The organism is Streptosporangium nondiastaticum (genome assembly GCF_003011965.1).
GTDB lineage: Bacteria > Actinomycetota > Actinomycetes > Streptomycetales > Streptomycetaceae > Streptomyces > Streptomyces nondiastaticus.
Genome location: NZ_PXWG01000049.1, coordinates 1 through 16,399 on the forward strand (window position 1 = coordinate 1; position 16,399 = coordinate 16,399).

At 71.9% G+C, this 16,399-nt stretch carries 12 protein-coding genes and 1 rRNA gene; 9 read left to right on the plus strand and 4 right to left on the minus strand.

Translation table 11 applies throughout. From position 1 onward, the window contains the following. Positions 1-12 precede the first annotated feature (12 nt). Positions 13-129: ribosomal RNA gene (rrf, locus tag B7P34_RS18945) — 5S ribosomal RNA — on the plus strand. A 164-nt stretch (positions 130-293) separates the two neighbouring features. Here rrf and B7P34_RS36775 read toward each other — a convergent pair. Next, positions 294-1,565 carry a glycerophosphoryl diester phosphodiesterase membrane domain-containing protein gene (locus B7P34_RS36775; RefSeq protein ID WP_146166852.1) on the minus strand — a complete coding sequence of 424 codons (1,272 nt, stop codon included), beginning with the start codon at positions 1,563-1,565 and terminating at the stop codon, positions 294-296. Between the two features lie 190 nt (positions 1,566-1,755). Here B7P34_RS36775 and mtnA point away from each other — a divergent pair, with 190 nt between their 5' ends. The 7 genes from mtnA (at position 1,756) to B7P34_RS18990 (ending at position 10,519) form a co-directional block, all read left to right on the plus strand. Beyond that, positions 1,756-2,913 (plus strand): S-methyl-5-thioribose-1-phosphate isomerase, encoded by a 1,158-nt coding sequence (mtnA, locus tag B7P34_RS18955; RefSeq protein ID WP_106677970.1) that lies wholly within the window; start codon positions 1,756-1,758, stop codon positions 2,911-2,913. Positions 2,914-3,065: 152 nt separating this feature from the next. Beyond that, positions 3,066-3,743 (plus strand): two-component system response regulator MtrA, encoded by a 678-nt coding sequence (gene mtrA, locus B7P34_RS18960; RefSeq protein WP_055539974.1) that lies wholly within the window; start codon positions 3,066-3,068, stop codon positions 3,741-3,743. 1 nt (position 3,744) lies between these two features. After that, on the plus strand, positions 3,745-5,799 hold the full coding sequence (gene mtrB, locus B7P34_RS18965; RefSeq protein ID WP_106677972.1) for an MtrAB system histidine kinase MtrB: 2,055 nt from the start codon (positions 3,745-3,747) through the stop codon (positions 5,797-5,799). Next, entirely contained in the window at positions 5,789-7,624 is a 1,836-nt protein-coding gene (locus B7P34_RS18970) for an LpqB family beta-propeller domain-containing protein (RefSeq protein ID WP_223267988.1), read from the plus strand. The genes mtrB and B7P34_RS18970 overlap by 11 nt, the downstream gene beginning before the upstream one ends. 133 nt (positions 7,625-7,757) lie before the next feature. Continuing rightward, the gene (locus tag B7P34_RS18975) at positions 7,758-8,510 is read left to right on the plus strand and encodes a ComF family protein (protein WP_106677974.1); all 753 of its coding nucleotides are present in this window, start codon (positions 7,758-7,760) and stop codon (positions 8,508-8,510) included. Positions 8,511-8,826: 316 nt separating this feature from the next. Next, entirely contained in the window at positions 8,827-9,516 is a 690-nt protein-coding gene (hpf, locus tag B7P34_RS18985) for a ribosome hibernation-promoting factor, HPF/YfiA family (protein ID WP_223267989.1), read from the plus strand. Between the two features lie 259 nt (positions 9,517-9,775). Then, positions 9,776-10,519 (plus strand): response regulator, encoded by a 744-nt coding sequence (locus B7P34_RS18990; protein ID WP_106677980.1) that lies wholly within the window; start codon positions 9,776-9,778, stop codon positions 10,517-10,519. A 49-nt stretch (positions 10,520-10,568) separates the two neighbouring features. Here B7P34_RS18990 and B7P34_RS18995 read toward each other — a convergent pair whose 3' ends face one another. Both B7P34_RS18995 and B7P34_RS19000 read right to left on the minus strand, forming a co-directional pair. Continuing rightward, positions 10,569-11,768 (minus strand): winged helix-turn-helix domain-containing protein, encoded by a 1,200-nt coding sequence (locus B7P34_RS18995; RefSeq protein WP_106677982.1) that lies wholly within the window; start codon positions 11,766-11,768, stop codon positions 10,569-10,571. A 67-nt stretch (positions 11,769-11,835) separates the two neighbouring features. After that, complete coding sequence (locus tag B7P34_RS19000; protein ID WP_106677984.1) at positions 11,836-12,426, minus strand: GNAT family N-acetyltransferase; 591 nt, start codon at positions 12,424-12,426, stop codon at positions 11,836-11,838. A 254-nt stretch (positions 12,427-12,680) separates the two neighbouring features. On the opposite strand from B7P34_RS19000, the gene secA reads away from it, so the two are divergent. Then, positions 12,681-15,476: a preprotein translocase subunit SecA gene (secA, locus tag B7P34_RS19005; RefSeq protein ID WP_223267993.1), complete on the plus strand. Its 2,796-nt coding sequence runs from the start codon at positions 12,681-12,683 to the stop codon at positions 15,474-15,476. A gap of 88 nt (positions 15,477-15,564) precedes the next feature. Here secA and B7P34_RS19010 read toward each other — a convergent pair whose 3' ends face one another. Next, entirely contained in the window at positions 15,565-16,107 is a 543-nt protein-coding gene (locus B7P34_RS19010; RefSeq protein WP_106677988.1) for an Rv3235 family protein, read from the minus strand. Between the last annotated feature and the right edge of the window lie 292 nt (positions 16,108-16,399).

A 16,399-nucleotide genomic window follows, 5' to 3' on the forward strand; every position in this document is an offset into this window, starting at 1 on the left:
ATTTCATAGTGTTTCGGTGGTCATAGCGTTAGGGAAACGCCCGGTTACATTCCGAACCCGGAAGCTAAGCCTTTCAGCGCCGATGGTACTGCATGGGGGACCGTGTGGGAGAGTAGGACGCCGCCGAGCAATTATTCAGCCTCAGGCCTGGGATATTCATCCCGGGCCTGAGGCTTTTTTGCGTTCCCGGAACAACGATTTCCCGGATTCCCTGGATTTCCCCGGATTCCACCGGCGCGTTCGGCTGCTTCCCTCCCGGGAAGCAGCCGAACAGCTGAGCAGAACAAACCTTCTTACTTGCCCTCGCCCGCCGACCGCGCGAGCTCGACATCAAGAGACTCACGCCGGATGCGCTGGTCCATGTACAACAGGGCCGTCATGCCGGCCGACACCGGCAGCGTAAGAGCCGAGCTGACCACCGCCGCAATACCGATCTCGATCAGCGACGCCCAGTCGGTCGCATCGGCCACCGACTGATCCCCGATGCCATGGATGAAGACGTCGAAGACGACAACGACGGCCTGCGCCATCAAAGCGACCAGCGCGGTGATGAGGATCGAGATGAGCTGGATGCCGAAGACGCGCCACCACGCCCCGCGCACCAGCTTCGCCGACCGCTGCATCGCTGCCGCGACACCCTGCTTCTCCAGCATCAGCGCCGGCGCCGCGAGGCTGTAGCGGATCCACAGCCAGGTGGCCACGACCATGGCCGCCAGCCCACCCACGGCCGTCAGCGACATTCCCGCCTGCTCCGCCCCGGCTGCCGCCGCGAGGAGCCCCCAGACGATACCGACGGCGAACACACCGATCAGCAGCATCGGCACCAGGACCATCAGGCCGGCCATCCGGCCCAGCTGCGGCCTCGCGCTCCGCCACGCCTCCCGGGCGGTGACCGGGCGGCCCAGGACCGCGCGGCTGACGATCACCGTCAGGAGGGCCGCCGCCGTGATGGAACCGACCAGGCTGAGCAGCCAGGCCACGCCGATCCCGCCCAGGCCGTTGCCTATGGCCTCGACCAGCTCCTGAGGGGTCTCCGGGGTCGCTCCGCCGAGCGGATCGAGCTCGGGCGTCCCCCGGTCCCACAGCCGGTCGACCACCGTCGCCACGGCCTGCGTGCCGACCGCGACCGTCAGCGAGATGCCGAGGACCGCCCGCCAGTGGATACGCATCGTGCGGACCGCGCCCTCCACGATCTCGCCGGCCTGCAGCGGCCGCAGCGGGATCACACCGGGCTGCGGCGCCTGCGGCCGCCCCCACTGCGGCCGGCCGGCTTGCTGCCAGCCCGCCTGCGGCCCCTGCGGGCCCGGCACGCCGCCCCCGGCCCCGTGGCTCGGTCCCGGGCCCGTCCGGGCCCGGGCTCTCTCGCCGGTGCTCCGGCGCTGCCGCGGCGGGCCCTGGGCGGAGGTCGACCAGTCCCCCGGCGGCGGCTGTTCCTGTGCCCACTGTGCGGGGCGCCCCTCCTGAGCGGCCTCGGTGGCCTCGATGGCCTCGGTGGTCTCAGCGGCCTTGTCGGTCTCTTCGGACGGGGAGGATCCGGGCGAGGTCCGGCCCGGAGAGTCAGTCATGTGCGTCTCGCTCCTTCTCGGTGCCCGCCCCTCCGCCGGTGCGGCGGCGAGCGGCTGTCAGCAATCGTGTCACGGGGTGTTCAACGCCCCACGGGGCGCAGAGGCGCCCGGCGGGGCCCGTCAGCTCGTACGGGGGAGGAATCCTCAGGCGACCTTTCCCTGCCCGGGGCGTCCGGGCCAGACTGGACAGATGGCTGATCAGTTCGCGGCATCCATGGCGTCCGTCGAGCCCGGCTCCATTCCTTCGCTGAGATGGGAGGAGCGGCCGGAGGGGCCCGTGCTCGTGGTCCTGGACCAGCGGCGGCTTCCCGCGGAGGAGGTCCAGCTGGTGTGCACGGATGTGCCGGCGCTGGTCGACGCGATCCGTACGCTCGCCGTGCGCGGAGCCCCGCTGCTGGGGATCGCCGGCGCGTACGGGGTGGCGCTGGCGGCCGTACGCGGCTTCGACGTGGCGGAATCCGCTGAACTGCTCGCGCACGCGCGGCCCACGGCCGTGAACCTCGCCTACGGGGTGCAGCGCGCCCGGGCGGCGTACGAGAAGGCCCTCCGCGACGGGCTGGGGCCCGGGCAGGCCGCCGCGGCCACCCTTGCCGAGGCCCGCGCCCTGCACCGCGAGGACGCCGAGGCCAGCGCGCGGATGGCGGAGCACGGGCTGGGCCTGCTGGCGGAGCTCGTGCCCGGCGGCGGGTTCCGGGTGCTCACGCACTGCAACACCGGGGCGCTGGTCTCCGGCGGCGAGGGCACGGCCTTCGCCGTGGCGGGGGCGGCGCACCGCGCGGGGCGGCTGAGGCGCCTGTGGGTGGACGAGACGCGTCCGCTGCTGCAGGGGGCGCGGCTCACCGCGTACGAGGCGGCCCGGGCCGGCATGGCGTACACGCTTCTCACCGACAACGCGGCGGGGTCGCTGTTCGCCTCGGGCGAGGTGGACGCGGTGCTGATCGGGGCGGACCGGATAGCCGCCGACGGCTCCGTGGCGAACAAGGTGGGCAGCTATCCGCTGGCGGTGCTGGCCCGCTACCACCACGTGCCGTTCGTCGTCGTGGCCCCGGTGAGCACCGTGGACCTCTCGACGGCCACGGGCTCGGCGATCGAGGTGGAGCAGCGCGCGGGGCACGAGGTGACGGAGTTTACGGTCGTGCCCCCGGGGGCAGGCGCGGAACCCGGGACGGGCGTGCCGGTGGCGCCGCTGGGGGCGCAGGCGTACAACCCGGCGTTCGACGTCACCCCGCCGGAGCTGGTGACCGCGATCGTCACGGAGAACGGCGTGGTGTCGCCGGTGACCCGGGCCGGCCTGGCGGAGCTCTGTGCCGGGCCGCAGCAGGGATCCGGGAATGGGATCCGGGAGTGAGCCGGGCTGATCCGCACGTGTACTGTCCACCCCTGGCGGCGAACGCGATCGGGATCCCAGGTCAACGGGACACACCGGAGTGTGTCAGTCGCGCCAGGTGAGCTCCGTCACCCGGCTCTATGGACCGGATGCGAAAATGGGATGATGTCGATATGAAGGGACGCGTCCTTGTCGTCGACGACGACACCGCACTGGCCGAGATGCTCGGCATTGTGCTGCGTGGTGAGGGTTTCGAGCCGTCGTTTGTAGCGGACGGCGACAAGGCACTTGCTGCTTTTCGTGAAGTGAAGCCCGATCTGGTGCTGCTCGACCTGATGCTGCCCGGCAGGGACGGCATTGAGGTGTGCCGGCTCATCCGCGCCGAATCCGGTGTGCCGATCGTGATGCTGACCGCGAAGAGCGACACGGTCGACGTGGTCGTCGGCCTGGAGTCCGGGGCGGACGACTACATCGTCAAGCCGTTCAAGCCGAAGGAGCTGGTGGCGCGGATCCGCGCCCGCCTGCGCCGGTCGGAGGAGCCCGCGCCGGAGCAGCTGGCGATAGGCGACCTGGTCATCGACGTGGCCGGGCACTCGGTCAAGCGCGACGGCCAGTCGATCGCGCTGACGCCGCTCGAGTTCGACCTGCTGGTCGCGCTCGCCCGCAAGCCGTGGCAGGTCTTCACCCGCGAGGTGCTCCTGGAGCAGGTGTGGGGCTACCGCCACGCGGCCGACACCCGCCTCGTCAACGTGCACGTACAGCGGCTGCGCTCCAAGGTCGAGAAGGACCCGGAGCGGCCGGAGATCGTGGTGACCGTCCGTGGTGTGGGTTACAAGGCCGGGCCGAGCTGACATGTCGCGCAACGGTGCCGCCCCGGAGCGGGGCGTGGGGCGGCCCGTCGAGACGGCGGGCGGCATATCCCTCTTCCGGCGGCTGTGGCGGGCCGGGCAGATGCTGTCCGACGGCGCGGCCTCGGGGCCGGTCCACCCCGTGCTGAGGCTGTACGTGCGCTGGGTGCGGCGGCCGCTGCTGCCCGCGATGCGGCTGTGGCGGCGCAACATCCAGCTGCGCGTGGTGGCCACGACGCTGCTGATGTCGATGGGCGTCGTGCTGCTCCTCGGCGTGGTCGTCGTCGGGCAGGTCCGCAACGGCCTGCTGGAGGCCAAGCGGCACGCGTCGCTGAGCCAGGCCGAGGGCGGCTTCAAGGCGGCGCGGGACGCCGCCGACGCCGCGGGTGACACCCGTGGGCAGGACGCGCAGTCGGGCAGCCGCAGCGGCACAGATCCCGGTGCCTGGCTGACGGCGCAGGTGCAGCAGCTGTCCAGCGGCGGGCAGGGCGTCTACCACGTGGTGGCGCTCAGCTCCGGGGGCGGCGACCTCGCGTACGGCGATCCGGGCTACGGCGACGTCTCGTCCGCCGGCGCGCGCGGCCCGCGCGCCTCCGGTGACATCGACCCCGAAGCCAGCATCCCCGCCGACCTGCGGAAACAGCTGGACACCAAGACCGGGGCGCTGTGGAAGTCCGCGTCGGTCAAGCACAACTCCTCCGACGAGGGCGAGCCCGCGCTGGTCGTCGGCAAGCGCATGTACGACCCCAACGGCAAGGCGTACCAGCTGTACTACCTCTTCCCGTACACGCAGGAGGAGAAGTCGCTGGGCCTGGTCAGGGGCACGCTCGCGACCGCCGGGGTGTTCGTGGTCGTGCTGCTCGGGGCCATCGCCTGGCTCGTGGTGCGGCAGATCGTCACGCCCGTGCGGATGGCCGCCAGCATCTCCGAGCGGCTCGCGGCGGGCGTGCTGCAGGAACGTATGAAGGTCACCGGCGAGGACGACATCGCCCGTCTCGGTGAAGCCTTCAACAAGATGGCGCAGAACCTCCAGGTCAAGATCCAGCAGCTGGAGCAGCTGTCGCGGATGCAGCGCCGGTTCGTCTCGGACGTCTCGCACGAGCTGCGGACGCCGCTGACGACCGTCCGCATGGCCGCCGAGGTCATCCACGAGGCCCGTGAGGACTTCGACCCGGTCACCGCGCGCTCGGCGGAACTGCTATACGGGCAGGTCGACCGCTTCGAGTCGCTGCTGGCCGACCTGCTGGAGATCAGCCGGTTCGACGCGGGCGCCGCGGCCCTGGAGGCCGAGCCGGTCGACCTGCGGGACGTCGTGAACCGGGTGATCGAGGGTGCCCTGCCGCTCGCGGACCGCAAGGGCAGCCGGATGCTGGTCCAGGGCGCCGAGCAGCCCGTGATGGCGGAGGCCGACGCGCGGCGCGTGGAGCGCGTGCTGCGCAATCTCGTGGTCAACGCCGTGGAGCACGGCGAGGGCCGGGACGTGATCGTGCGGCTGGCGGCGGCCGGCGGCGCGGTCGCGGTCGCGGTGCGGGACTACGGCGTGGGGCTCAAGCCCGGCGAGGCGACGCGGGTGTTCAACCGCTTCTGGCGCGCCGACCCCGCGCGCGCCCGCACCACCGGCGGTACGGGCCTGGGCCTGTCGATCGCCGTCGAGGACGCGCGCCTGCACGGCGGCTGGCTGCAGGCGTGGGGCGAGCCGGGTGGCGGCTCGCAGTTCCGGCTGACCCTGCCCGCCACGGCGGGTGACACGCTGCGCGGGTCGCCCATCCCGCTGGAGCCGGAGGACTCGCGGCGCAACCGAGGGCTGAACGACGCCGGGGTGCCGCTGGCCGTCCAGGGCCGGTCCGGGGGCGTGCCTCCGCAGGGCAGCGGCCTGAAGCCCGTACCGCCGCAGGCGAAGAACGTGCCCGCAGTGGATCCGGCGGCCCTGCCGGGCAGCGGTGCCCGAGTGGTGGCCCGGTCGGGCGGCCAGGGCGGTGCGCAGGACGGTGGCAAGCCCGCGGCCGGGGCCGCGGAAGAACGTGCGGGAGAAGGCGAAGGGCGGGCGCGTGGGCGCTGAACGCAAGCGGCGGCAGGTGCGGGGCCCGCACCGGCGGGCCGCCGGGCTCGGCGCGCTCGTCGTCAGCGGCGCGCTGCTGGCCGGGTGCGCCTCGATGCCCGACAGCGGTGAGGTGCGGCCGGTCGACTCGTCGCAGCGCGCCGACGCGGACTCGCAGGTGCGGGTCTACGGTGTGGCGCCGCACAAGGGCGAGCGTCCGCAGGAGCTGGTGACGGGCTTCCTGGAGGCCACCACCAGCGACGACCCGGACTACGGCACGGCCCGCATGTACCTGGCCAAGAGCAAGCAGCGGGAGTGGGACCCGGCCGGCGGCGACACGGTGGTGCTCGCGGAGCCCCCGCAGGTGCACGTGGAACGCGCCGACGACCGGGACCAGGACTACGTCGTCACCCTGATCGGCAAGCAGGTCGCCAAGATCGACCCCAAGCACGCGTACAAGCCGGAAGAGGGCACGTACAAGGAGCGGATCCACGTCGCGCGCGAGGGCGGCGAGTGGCGCATCGACATGCTGCCGCCCGGACTGGTGGTCGGGGTCGCCGACTTCCAGCGCATCTACCGCTCCGTCAACAAGTACTACTTCGCGGAGCTGGGCACGTCCGGGCGGGGCAAGGAGGAGATCCTCGTCGCCGACCCCGTCTACCTCCGCAAGCGCATAGACCCCGTGACGTCCACGGTCAACGCCGTGCTCGACGGGCCGACCAACTGGCTGGACCCGGTGGCCGCGACGGCCTTCCCCACCGGCACCAAGGTCGTGGACCGGCGGCTCTCCGTGGACGACTCCAACGCCCTGAAGATCCGCCTCAACAAGAAGGCCGCGGGCACCAACCAGGAGCAGTGCCGGCGCATGGCCGCACAGCTCCTCTACACCGTGCAGGACCAGTCGGCGAAGGTCTCCCAGGTGGTGCTGCAGCGGGAGAACGGCTCGCAGCTGTGCTCGCTGGCGCGGGAGGACGCGCGCAAGTACGCCCCCGACCAGGCCGCCGGCCGCGGCGCCGACCAGCAGTACTTCGTGGACGCGCAGCACCGCATGGTGAGCCTGGCCGACGGCGACGAGGAACCGCGCCGGGTGCCGGGGCCGTTCGGCGCCGACAACGCCCTGCAGCTGCGCTCGGTCGCCGTGGACCGGAAGGAGCAGCGCGCCGCGGGCGTGGCGAACAACGGCCAGGCGCTGTACGTCGCCGGCATGGAGGCGGGCGCGTCGCTGGGCGATCCGCGGGTGACCGCGCGCGGCGGGGTGAAGTCGGGGCTGACCGCTCCGAGTTGGGACGGGCTCGGCGATCTGTGGGTCGCCGACCAGGACCCGGACCGGCCGCGGCTGCTGCGGCTGCCGGGTGGCACGGGCAGCCCGGAGGAGGTCCAGGTGCCGCGGCTCGACGGGCGCATCACCGGGCTGCGGGTCGCGGCCGACGGCGTGCGGGTCGCGCTGCTGGTGACCAAGGGCGACCGCACGAGCCTGAAGCTGGGCCGGGTCGAGCGGCGCGTGAGCGGCGGGCGGCTGAGCCTGTCGGTGCAGGAACTGCGCTCCGTGGCGCCGAGGTTGGAGCAGGTCGACGCGGTGTCGTGGGCGGGCGGGAGCCGGTTGCTGGTCGCGGGGAACGAGCAGGGCGGGTTGCAGCAGCTGCAGTACATCGACACGGACGGCTCGCTGTCGAACGCCTCCGCGCTGCCCGGGATCACGGGAGTGCGCGGCGTCGCGGCGTCGGAGAGCGCGGCCAAGGCGCCGGCGCTGGTGGCGGAGCGGGACGGCGGGATCGTCCGGCTGCTGCCGGACAGCAACTGGAAGCTCGTGACCAAGGAAGGCTCGGCGCCGGTCTATCCGGGGTAGCCGGGGGTCCGGGGCGGGCGGCGCGGCCGGTGCGGGAGGCGCGGGCGGGTGCGCCGGGGGCGTTCTCGCGGGGCCGCGCCGGGAGTTTTCCACAGGGGTGGCGGGGCGCCGCGCCCGGCGGGACAGTGGATCTGTGCGCGGTTGGTGGCAGGAGATCGCCGGGCTGGTGCTGCCGGGCGAGTGCGCGGGGTGCGGGGCGCCGCGTTCCGTGCTGTGCGAGGTGTGCCGGGCAGCGCTGGGTGGTGGCGGTGCGTGGCGCGTCAGGCCGGATCCGGAGCCGGCCGGGCTGCCGCCCGTCCATGCTGCCGCGCGCTACGAGGGCCCGGTGCGCTCGGCGCTGCTCGCGCACAAGGAGCGCGGGGCGCTGGGGCTGGCGGGGCCGCTGGGGGCTGCCCTGGCGGGTGCGGTGCGCTCCGCGGCCAGTTGCCCGGGAGGTGGCCGGCGGGGCGGGGGAGGGGCCCTGGAGGCCGGTGAAAGGCCCTTGCTGCTCGTCCCCGTCCCCTCCGCCCGCCGTGCCGTCGCCGCCCGGGGCCACGACGCCGGGCGGCGGCTCGCTCTCGGGGCCGCGCGCGCCCTTCGCGCGGGCGGGTTTCCGGTCGCCGTGGCGGCCGTGCTGCGGCAGTGCAGGGCCGTCGCCGATCAGGCCGGGCTGGGCGCCCGGCAGCGCAGAGCGAATGTCGCCGGGGCACTGGGGGTACGTATGGGTACAGAGAGGCTGTTGGTGCGCGAAGGGCCGGTGGTGCTGGTAGACGATCTGATGACCACCGGGTCCTCGCTGGCCGAGGCGGCCCGAGCCGTCTCCCTCGCGGGCGGGCGCGTGCTGGGTGCCGCCGTCGTGGCCGCGTCCGGAGTTCCCCCGCCCGCGGCCGAAAAGAACCGGAACTGAAGGGCAACGTCATTCGTTGCTGATGGTAACGGCAGGAAAACACCTGAATGGAGGTACGTCCCGGTAGGGGCTACCGACAGGCGTCCGAGCGAGATATGTTCGGTTGTGAGGAATGGCAGGGGCTATGCCTCGCATTTCCGAATGGCGCGCTTTGCGCGCTTTCACGGAAGCTTGAAGTCGATGGGGTGCAGACCTTGCCGATGGGGGAGGAGGAGGTGAAAACCGCCAAGTCGGTGGCTCCGGGTATCCCCGGAGTCTGATGCAAGAGGGATGCGCTCCGCACCTTCGGCGGGGCGATCCGGGAACGGAGTTCTGCGTGGACATCGTCGTCAAAGGCCGCAAGACCGAGGTGCCCGAGCGCTTTCGCAAGCACGTGGCCGAGAAGCTGAAGCTGGACAAGATCCAGAAGCTCGACGGCAAGGTGATCAGCCTCGACGTCGAGGTGTCCAAGGAGCCCAACCCCAGGCAGGCCGACCGCTCCGACCGGGTGGAGATCACGGTGCGTTCCCGTGGCCCGGTGATCCGCGCGGAGGCCGCAGCAACCGATCCGTACGTCGCACTGGACCTGGCCACCAGCAAGCTCGAAGCACGACTGCGCAAGGAGAACGACAAGCGCCACACCCGGCGGGGCAACGGCCGCATCCCCGCGAGCGATGTCGCATCGACCGTCATCGGCGCCGCCGAGCTCACCGACAGCGGTGAACTCGCCGCCGAACAGGCGTCGGACGGGGTGCCGGTCACCCGCATGGGATCCTTGGAGATCCGGGGAGAAGGCCCCGTGGTGGTCCGCGAGAAGACCCACTCCGCAGCGCCCATGAGCCTCGACCAGGCGCTCTACGAAATGGAGCTGGTCGGGCACGACTTCTACCTGTTCGTCGACTCCGACACCAAGCAACCCAGTGTCGTCTACCGGCGGCACGCCTACGACTACGGCGTCATCCACCTCAACGCCGACCCGCTCTTCGAAGGAGAGCCCGGTGGTGCGGGCGGGGAGCTGGGCGGCTGACCCGGGAGGCCCCGGCCTCCCGCGTCCGACGCCGTAGTCCACCCGAAGCCAGGTGCCCTCGGAGCGCGCCCCCCGCGCTCCCGGGGCACCGGCGTGCGACGGCAGGTACCCGGGGAACGCGCTGCCCGCGGTCCCGGCATGAAATCATGACCCCGGCAGCCAACCACCGGCACCGGGGAACCGGTTGGGCGGCGCAGCACGCAGCACAGTGCAACCGCGAGGGGCTCTGGGCCTTCAGGGGTCTTCAGGGGGAGGAACAATGGCGGACAGGTTCGGGCCCGTACTCGAGCCCGGCGAGGACGACGACGAAGGCTCCTGCACGGACAGGGGCGCGGCGCGCGAGGAGCCCATCCGGGTCCTGGTCGTGGACGACCACGCGCTCTTCCGTCGTGGCCTGGAGATCGTCCTGGCCCAGGAGGAGGACATCCAGGTCGTCGGCGAGGCCGGGGACGGCGCGGAGGCCGTGGACAAGGCCGCGGACCTGCTGCCCGACATCGTGCTGATGGACGTCCGCATGCCCAAGCGCGGCGGCATCGAGGCCTGCACCTCCATCAAGGAGGTGGCCCCCAGCGCGAAGATCATCATGCTGACGATCAGCGATGAGGAGGCCGATCTCTACGACGCCATCAAGGCCGGGGCCACCGGCTATCTCCTCAAGGAGATCTCCACCGACGAGGTCGCGACGGCGATCCGGGCCGTGGCGGACGGGCAGTCGCAGATCAGCCCCTCGATGGCCTCCAAGCTCCTCACCGAGTTCAAGTCGATGATCCAGCGCACGGACGAGCGGCGGCTGGTGCCGGCGCCCCGGCTGACCGACCGCGAGCTGGAGGTCCTCAAGCTGGTGGCCACGGGGATGAACAACCGCGACATCGCCAAGGAGTTGTTCATCTCCGAGAACACCGTCAAGAACCACGTGCGGAACATCCTGGAGAAGCTACAGCTGCACTCCAGGATGGAGGCCGTGGTGTACGCGATGCGGGAGAAGATCCTGGAGATCCGCTAGCCGCGGATCCGCCGGCCGCGGTGGATGCCGGCGGGGCCGGCCGGCAGGCTCAGGCCAGGGCCTTCACCAGCTCCGCCGCCAGCTTCGCGTCGTCGCAGCGCTCGATCCGTACGGTGTGGCAGCCCACCCACTCCGCCGCCTCCCGCAGGGCCCGGGCCATGGGCTCCACCGCCTTGGGCCCGTCGAGGGAGACCTGCCGGGCCACCAGCGTGCCGCCGTCGCGCGCCGGGTCCACACGGCCCAGCAGCCGCCCGCCCGCCAGCAGGGGCATCGCGAAATACCCGTGTATGCGCTTGGTCTTCGGCACATACGCCTCCAGACGGTGGGTGAAGCCGAAGATCCGCTCGGTGCGGGGCCGGTCCCACACCAGCGAGTCGAACGGCGACAGCAGCGTCGTGCGGTGCCGGCCGCGCGCCGGTGCCGCCAGGGCCGCCGGGTCGGCCCAAGCGGGCTTGCCCCAGCCCTCCACCTCGACCGGCACCAGACCGGTCTCCTCGATGACGGCGTCCACCTGCTCGCCCTTGAGGCGGTGGTAGTCGGCGAGGTCCGCCCGCGTCGCCACGCCCATCGCGGCACCGGCCTGCGCCACCAGGCGCCGGGTGCACGCGGCGTCGTCCAGGTCGTCGTGGAAGAGGCCGTCCGGGACGGCGCGCTCGGCCAGGTCGTACACGCGCTTCCAGCCGCGCCGCCGGGTGCAGACCACCTCGCCGGTGTCCAGCAGCCACTCCACCGCGATCTTCGTCTCGGACCAGTCGTACCACTCGCCGCCGTTCTTGGCGCCGCCCAGCTCCGTGGCCGTCAGCGGGCCGTCGGCCTTCAGCCGGTCGCGGACGGCGGCGCAGGAGCGCTCGGCGTCCTCCATCACGTGCCAGCGGTGGCCGCGGGCCTGGAAGGCCCGGCGCCGGAAGGCGAACAGCGGCCACTCCTCGACGGGCAGGATGCACGCGGCGTGCGACCAGTACTCGAAGGCGTGGTCCCCCGACCAGTAGGCCCCCTCGACGGCGTCCCGCCCGACGGCGCCCAGCCGTGCGTACGGCACCAGCTCGTGCGAGCGGGCGAGCACCGAGATCGTGTCCAGCTGGACGGCGCCCAGGCGGCGCAGCACGCCGCGCGTGCCCGCCCGCCGGTCCGGGGCGCCGAGCAGGCCCTGGGCGCGCAGGGCCAGCCGGCGGGCGTCGTCGGCCGACAGATGGTGCTCGGGCGTGCGGGCTCCGGGCTTACGGGCCTTGGCGGAGGCGGCAGTTGTCATGCCGATCACCTTAGGCGGGGGCACTGACAACGCCCCCGGAGCCGGCCCCGGGCGGGCCCGGAGCAGGTCAGCCGCGCCCGGGGAACGGCAGGTAGGCGGCGGCGGAGGGCAGCCCGAGGTCGGAGGGGAGCAGGGAGGCGACCCACGCGTCGCGGCGCGTGCCCGCGTGAGCGATCTTCGATCGCAGGGTGCCCTCCATCGTGAAGCCGGCCTTGAGCGCCACGGCGCGGGAGCCTTCGTTGCCGGCCTCCGCGTACCACTCCAGGCGTTCGACGCCGAGGCGCCCGAAGGCCCACCGGGCGACCTCGCGGGCGGCTTCGGCGGTGTACCCGCGGCCGCGCTGCTCCTTGGCGGTCCAGTAGCCGAGCTCGGCCTGGTGCTCGCGGGAGGGCTGCGGGATCCGCGCCAGGCTCATGGAGCCGGTCAGCCTGCCCTCCTCACGGGTGAACACTCCCCACGTGTAGACGGAGTCGTCGCGCCAGCCGGCCGGGCAGGTGTCGCCGATGAAGGACCGTGCGTCCTCGGGGGTGTACGGGGAGGGCACGCTCGTGTACCGCGGGATGTCCGGGTCCTGGCAGGCGGCGTGCAGGGCGGCCGCGTCCCGGGCGGTGAAGGGGCGCAGCAGCAGGCGCTCGGTGGTGAGGCTCGTGGGCTCCATGGGCGGAGTGTAGGAACCGGGGCGGGCACCTCCGGGAGGGTTCGCTCGTTCCATGGACGGGTGACACCGCGGGTGACACCCGGCCCGGGTGATGACGGACCTCCCGGCGCGGCGGGGTCCTCGCTTACGATGGCCGTTGCGGCGGGGACTGTCCCGTCGTGCCCGCGTACCCGCCCCCTGCCCACGGCGGGGGAGAACCGGTGCCAGGCCCGACCGGCAAGGAGCTAGCCTACGTGTCCGTCTTCGGCAAGATCATGCGTGCAGGAGAAGGCAAGATCCTGCGCAAGCTGCACCGCATCGCGGACCAGGTCAATTCCATCGAAGAGGACTTCCTCAACCTCTCCGACGCCGAGCTGCGCGCCCTGACCGAGGAGTACAAGCAGCGCTATGCCGACGGGGAGAGCCTGGACGACCTCCTGCCCGAGGCGTTCGCGACCGTCCGCGAGGCGGCCAAGCGCGTCCTCGGCCAGCGTCACTACGACGTCCAGCTCATGGGCGGTGCCGCCCTGCACCTGGGGTACGTGGCCGAGATGAAGACCGGTGAGGGCAAGACCCTCGTCGGCACCCTCCCGGCGTATCTGAACGCCCTCTCGGGCGAGGGCGTCCACCTCATCACCGTCAACGACTACCTGGCCGAGCGCGACTCCGAGCTGATGGGCCGGGTGCACAAGTTCCTGGGCCTGTCCGTCGGCTGCATCCTGGCGAACATGACGCCGGCGCAGCGCCGCGAGCAGTACAACTGCGACATCACGTACGGCACGAACAACGAGTTCGGCTTCGACTACCTGCGCGACAACATGGCGTGGTCGCAGGACGAGCTGGTCCAGCGCGGGCACAACTTCGCCGTGGTCGACGAGGTCGACTCGATCCTCGTCGACGAGGCCCGTACGCCGCTGATCATCTCGGGCCCGGCCGACCAGGCCACCAAGTGGTACGGCGACTTCGCCAAGCTGGTCACCCGCCTCACCAAGGGCGAGCCGGCCAACCCGCAGAAGGGCGTCGAGGAGACCGGCGACTACGAGGTCGACGAGAAGAAGCGCACGGTCGCCATCCACGAGGCCGGTGTCACCAAGGTCGAGGACTGGCTGGGCATCGACAACCTCTACGAGTCGGTCAACACCCCCCTCGTCGGTTATCTGAACAACGCCATCAAGGCGAAGGAACTGTTCAAGAAGGACAAGGACTACGTCGTCATGGACGGCGAAGTCATGATCGTCGACGAGCACACGGGCCGCATCCTCGCCGGCCGCCGCTACAACGAGGGCATGCACCAGGCCATCGAGGCGAAGGAGGGGGTGGACATCAAGGACGAGAACCAGACGCTCGCCACGATCACCCTGCAGAACTTCTTCCGCCTCTACAACAAGCTGTCCGGCATGACCGGTACGGCCATGACCGAGGCCGCCGAGTTCCACCAGATCTACAAGCTCGGCGTGGTGCCGATCCCGACCAACCGGCCGATGGTCCGCAAGGACCAGTCCGACCTCATCTACCGCACCGAGGTCGCCAAGTTCGACGCCGTGGTCAAGGACATCGCCGAGAAGCACGAGAAGGGGCAGCCGATCCTCGTCGGCACCACTTCCGTGGAGAAGTCCGAGTACCTCTCGCAGCAGCTCGCCAAGCGCGGCATCCAGCACGAGGTCCTCAACGCCAAGCACCACGAGCGCGAGGCCTCGATCGTCGCGCAGGCCGGCCGCAAGGGCGCCGTCACCGTCGCCACGAACATGGCCGGCCGCGGTACGGACATCAAGCTGGGCGGCAATCCGGACGACCTCGCCGAGGCGGAGCTGCGCCAGCGGGGTCTCGACCCGGTGGAGCACGTCGAGGAGTGGGCGGCCGCGCTGCCCGGCGCCCTGGAGCGGGCCGAGGCCGCGGTCAAGGCCGAGTTCGAGGAGGTCAAGGAGCTCGGCGGCCTCTACGTGCTCGGCACGGAGCGCCACGAGTCGCGCCGCATCGACAACCAGCTCCGCGGCCGTTCCGGCCGTCAGGGCGACCCGGGCGAGTCGCGCTTCTACCTGTCGCTGGGCGATGACCTGATGCGCCTGTTCAAGGCTCAGATGGTCGAGCGCGTGATGGCCATGGCCAACGTCCCCGACGACGTGCCGATCGAGAACAAGATGGTCACCCGGGCCATCGCCTCGGCCCAGTCGCAGGTCGAGCAGCAGAACTTCGAGACGCGCAAGAACGTCCTGAAGTACGACGAGGTGCTCAACCGCCAGCGCGAGGTCATCTACGGCGAGCGCCGCCGCGTCCTGGAAGGCGAGGACCTGCAGGAGCAGATCCAGCACTTCATGGACGACACCATCGACGACTACATCCGCCAGGAGACCGTCGAGGGCTTCGCCGAGGAGTGGGACCTGGAGCGGCTGTGGAGCGCCTTCAAGCAGCTCTACCCCGTGAAGGTCACCATCGACGAGCTGGAGGAGGCCGCGGGCGACCGCGCGGGCATCACGGCCGAGTTCATCGCCGAGTCCATCAAGGACGACATCCACGAGCAGTACGCGGCGCGCGAGGAGCAGCTGGGCTCCGACATCATGCGCGAGCTGGAGCGGCGCGTGGTCCTGTCGGTGCTCGACCGCAAGTGGCGCGAGCACCTCTACGAGATGGACTACCTCCAGGAGGGCATCGGCCTGCGGGCCATGGCGCAGAAGGACCCGCTGGTGGAGTACCAGCGCGAGGGCTTCGACATGTTCCAGGCCATGATGGAGGGCATCAAGGAGGAGTCCGTCGGCTACCTGTTCAACCTGGAGGTCCAGGTCGACCAGCAGCTGGAGGAGGTGCCGGTCGAGGAGGCCGCGCCGTCCCTGGACAAGGTGCAGGACACCATCCCCGCCGCCCGTCCCGAGATCCGCGCGAAGGGCCTCGCGCAGCCGCAGCGGCCGGACCGGCTGCACTTCTCCGCGCCGACGGTGGACGGCGCGGGCGGCACGATCGAGACGGACTACGCGAGCGACGAGACCGGCGAGTTCCGGTCCGCCGCGGACGGCATGACCCGCGCCGAGCGCCGCAAGGCGCAGAAGAACAGCGGTGGGCGGCGCCGTAAGAAGTAAACCCGCGAGCGGTGAGACCGCGTACGGGCAGCGAGGCGGGGCGGGACCTCCCGGGTGATCCGGGGGTTCCGCCCCGCCTTGTCGCGTGTCAGCGGCGGGTGCCGTCGAGTTCGACGGCCGAGCAGCGCCACCGCTGGTCGGTGCAGTGCTCCAGGCGGAAGGCGAGGGCGAGCAGCCGGTCCCCGGCCGCGATCCTGGCGAATGCTTCGATGACGCCCGGGGAGGGCCGGAACTCGTCGCAGTGCCGGACGGCCGGGCTGCGGCCCGGCGGGGCGGGCCGCAGGGGCGCGTAGGGGGCCAGGGCGGCCAGCTGGTCGTACGCGGGGCCCAGGGTGTGGCCGAGCATCCAGTGGACGGGCCGCTGGCCGCTGAGGGTGAGCAGGAGGCGTTCGGCGAACCAGTAGCGGGGGAGGCGCTCCCGCTCGCGGCGGCGTGCGGCAGCCGTAGCGGCGGCGGAGGCGGGGGCCGGGTGGGGCCGCCGGGTGTCGGTGCGCCGCGGGGGCGCGGTTCCCGCGGCCGGACGGGTGGTGCGGGGAGCCGTCGTGGCGCGGGGAGCCGTCCGGCCTCCGCCGGGCCTGGTGCCTGCCGTCCTGCTGCTGGTGGTGGTCCTGCCGCCGGTGGTCCTGTTCATGCTGATCGCCCCCTGTGCCGCCGGGCCCGGTGGATTACCGGGCAGTAGCTTCCGTTCGGTGATCTTCTATCGAGGGGCGGGAAGGCCGGGCAAGGACGGCGGACCGCGCCGTACGGCCCACCGGCGTTTCACCTATTCGGGGGACCCACGGGGAGTACGGGGCGGCCGGGCGGCACGCGTCGTGACGCGCGCCGCCGTGGAGTCGCCCGCACACGTCTGACCTGCACTTCGAAGGGGGACCCTCGCCCGTATGCTGATCCCGCAGTCGAAAAGTCCCCGGAATCGAAGGAAA

What these genes read in the sequence shown, in the direction of transcription:
- B7P34_RS36775 (WP_146166852.1), bottom strand. Translation starts at nt 1,565, where the DNA reads ATGACTGACTCTCCGGGCCGGACCTCGCCCGGATCCTCCCCGTCCGAA.
- mtnA (WP_106677970.1), top strand. Translation starts at nt 1,756, where the DNA reads ATGGCTGATCAGTTCGCGGCATCCATGGCGTCCGTCGAGCCCGGCTCC.
- mtrA (WP_055539974.1), top strand. Translation starts at nt 3,066, where the DNA reads ATGAAGGGACGCGTCCTTGTCGTCGACGACGACACCGCACTGGCCGAG.
- mtrB (WP_106677972.1), top strand. Translation starts at nt 3,745, where the DNA reads ATGTCGCGCAACGGTGCCGCCCCGGAGCGGGGCGTGGGGCGGCCCGTC.
- B7P34_RS18990 (WP_106677980.1), top strand. Translation starts at nt 9,776, where the DNA reads ATGGCGGACAGGTTCGGGCCCGTACTCGAGCCCGGCGAGGACGACGAC.
- B7P34_RS18995 (WP_106677982.1), bottom strand. Translation starts at nt 11,768, where the DNA reads ATGACAACTGCCGCCTCCGCCAAGGCCCGTAAGCCCGGAGCCCGCACG.
- B7P34_RS19000 (WP_106677984.1), bottom strand. Translation starts at nt 12,426, where the DNA reads ATGGAGCCCACGAGCCTCACCACCGAGCGCCTGCTGCTGCGCCCCTTC.
- secA (WP_223267993.1), top strand. Translation starts at nt 12,681, where the DNA reads ATGCGTGCAGGAGAAGGCAAGATCCTGCGCAAGCTGCACCGCATCGCG.
- B7P34_RS19010 (WP_106677988.1), bottom strand. Translation starts at nt 16,107, where the DNA reads ATGAACAGGACCACCGGCGGCAGGACCACCACCAGCAGCAGGACGGCA.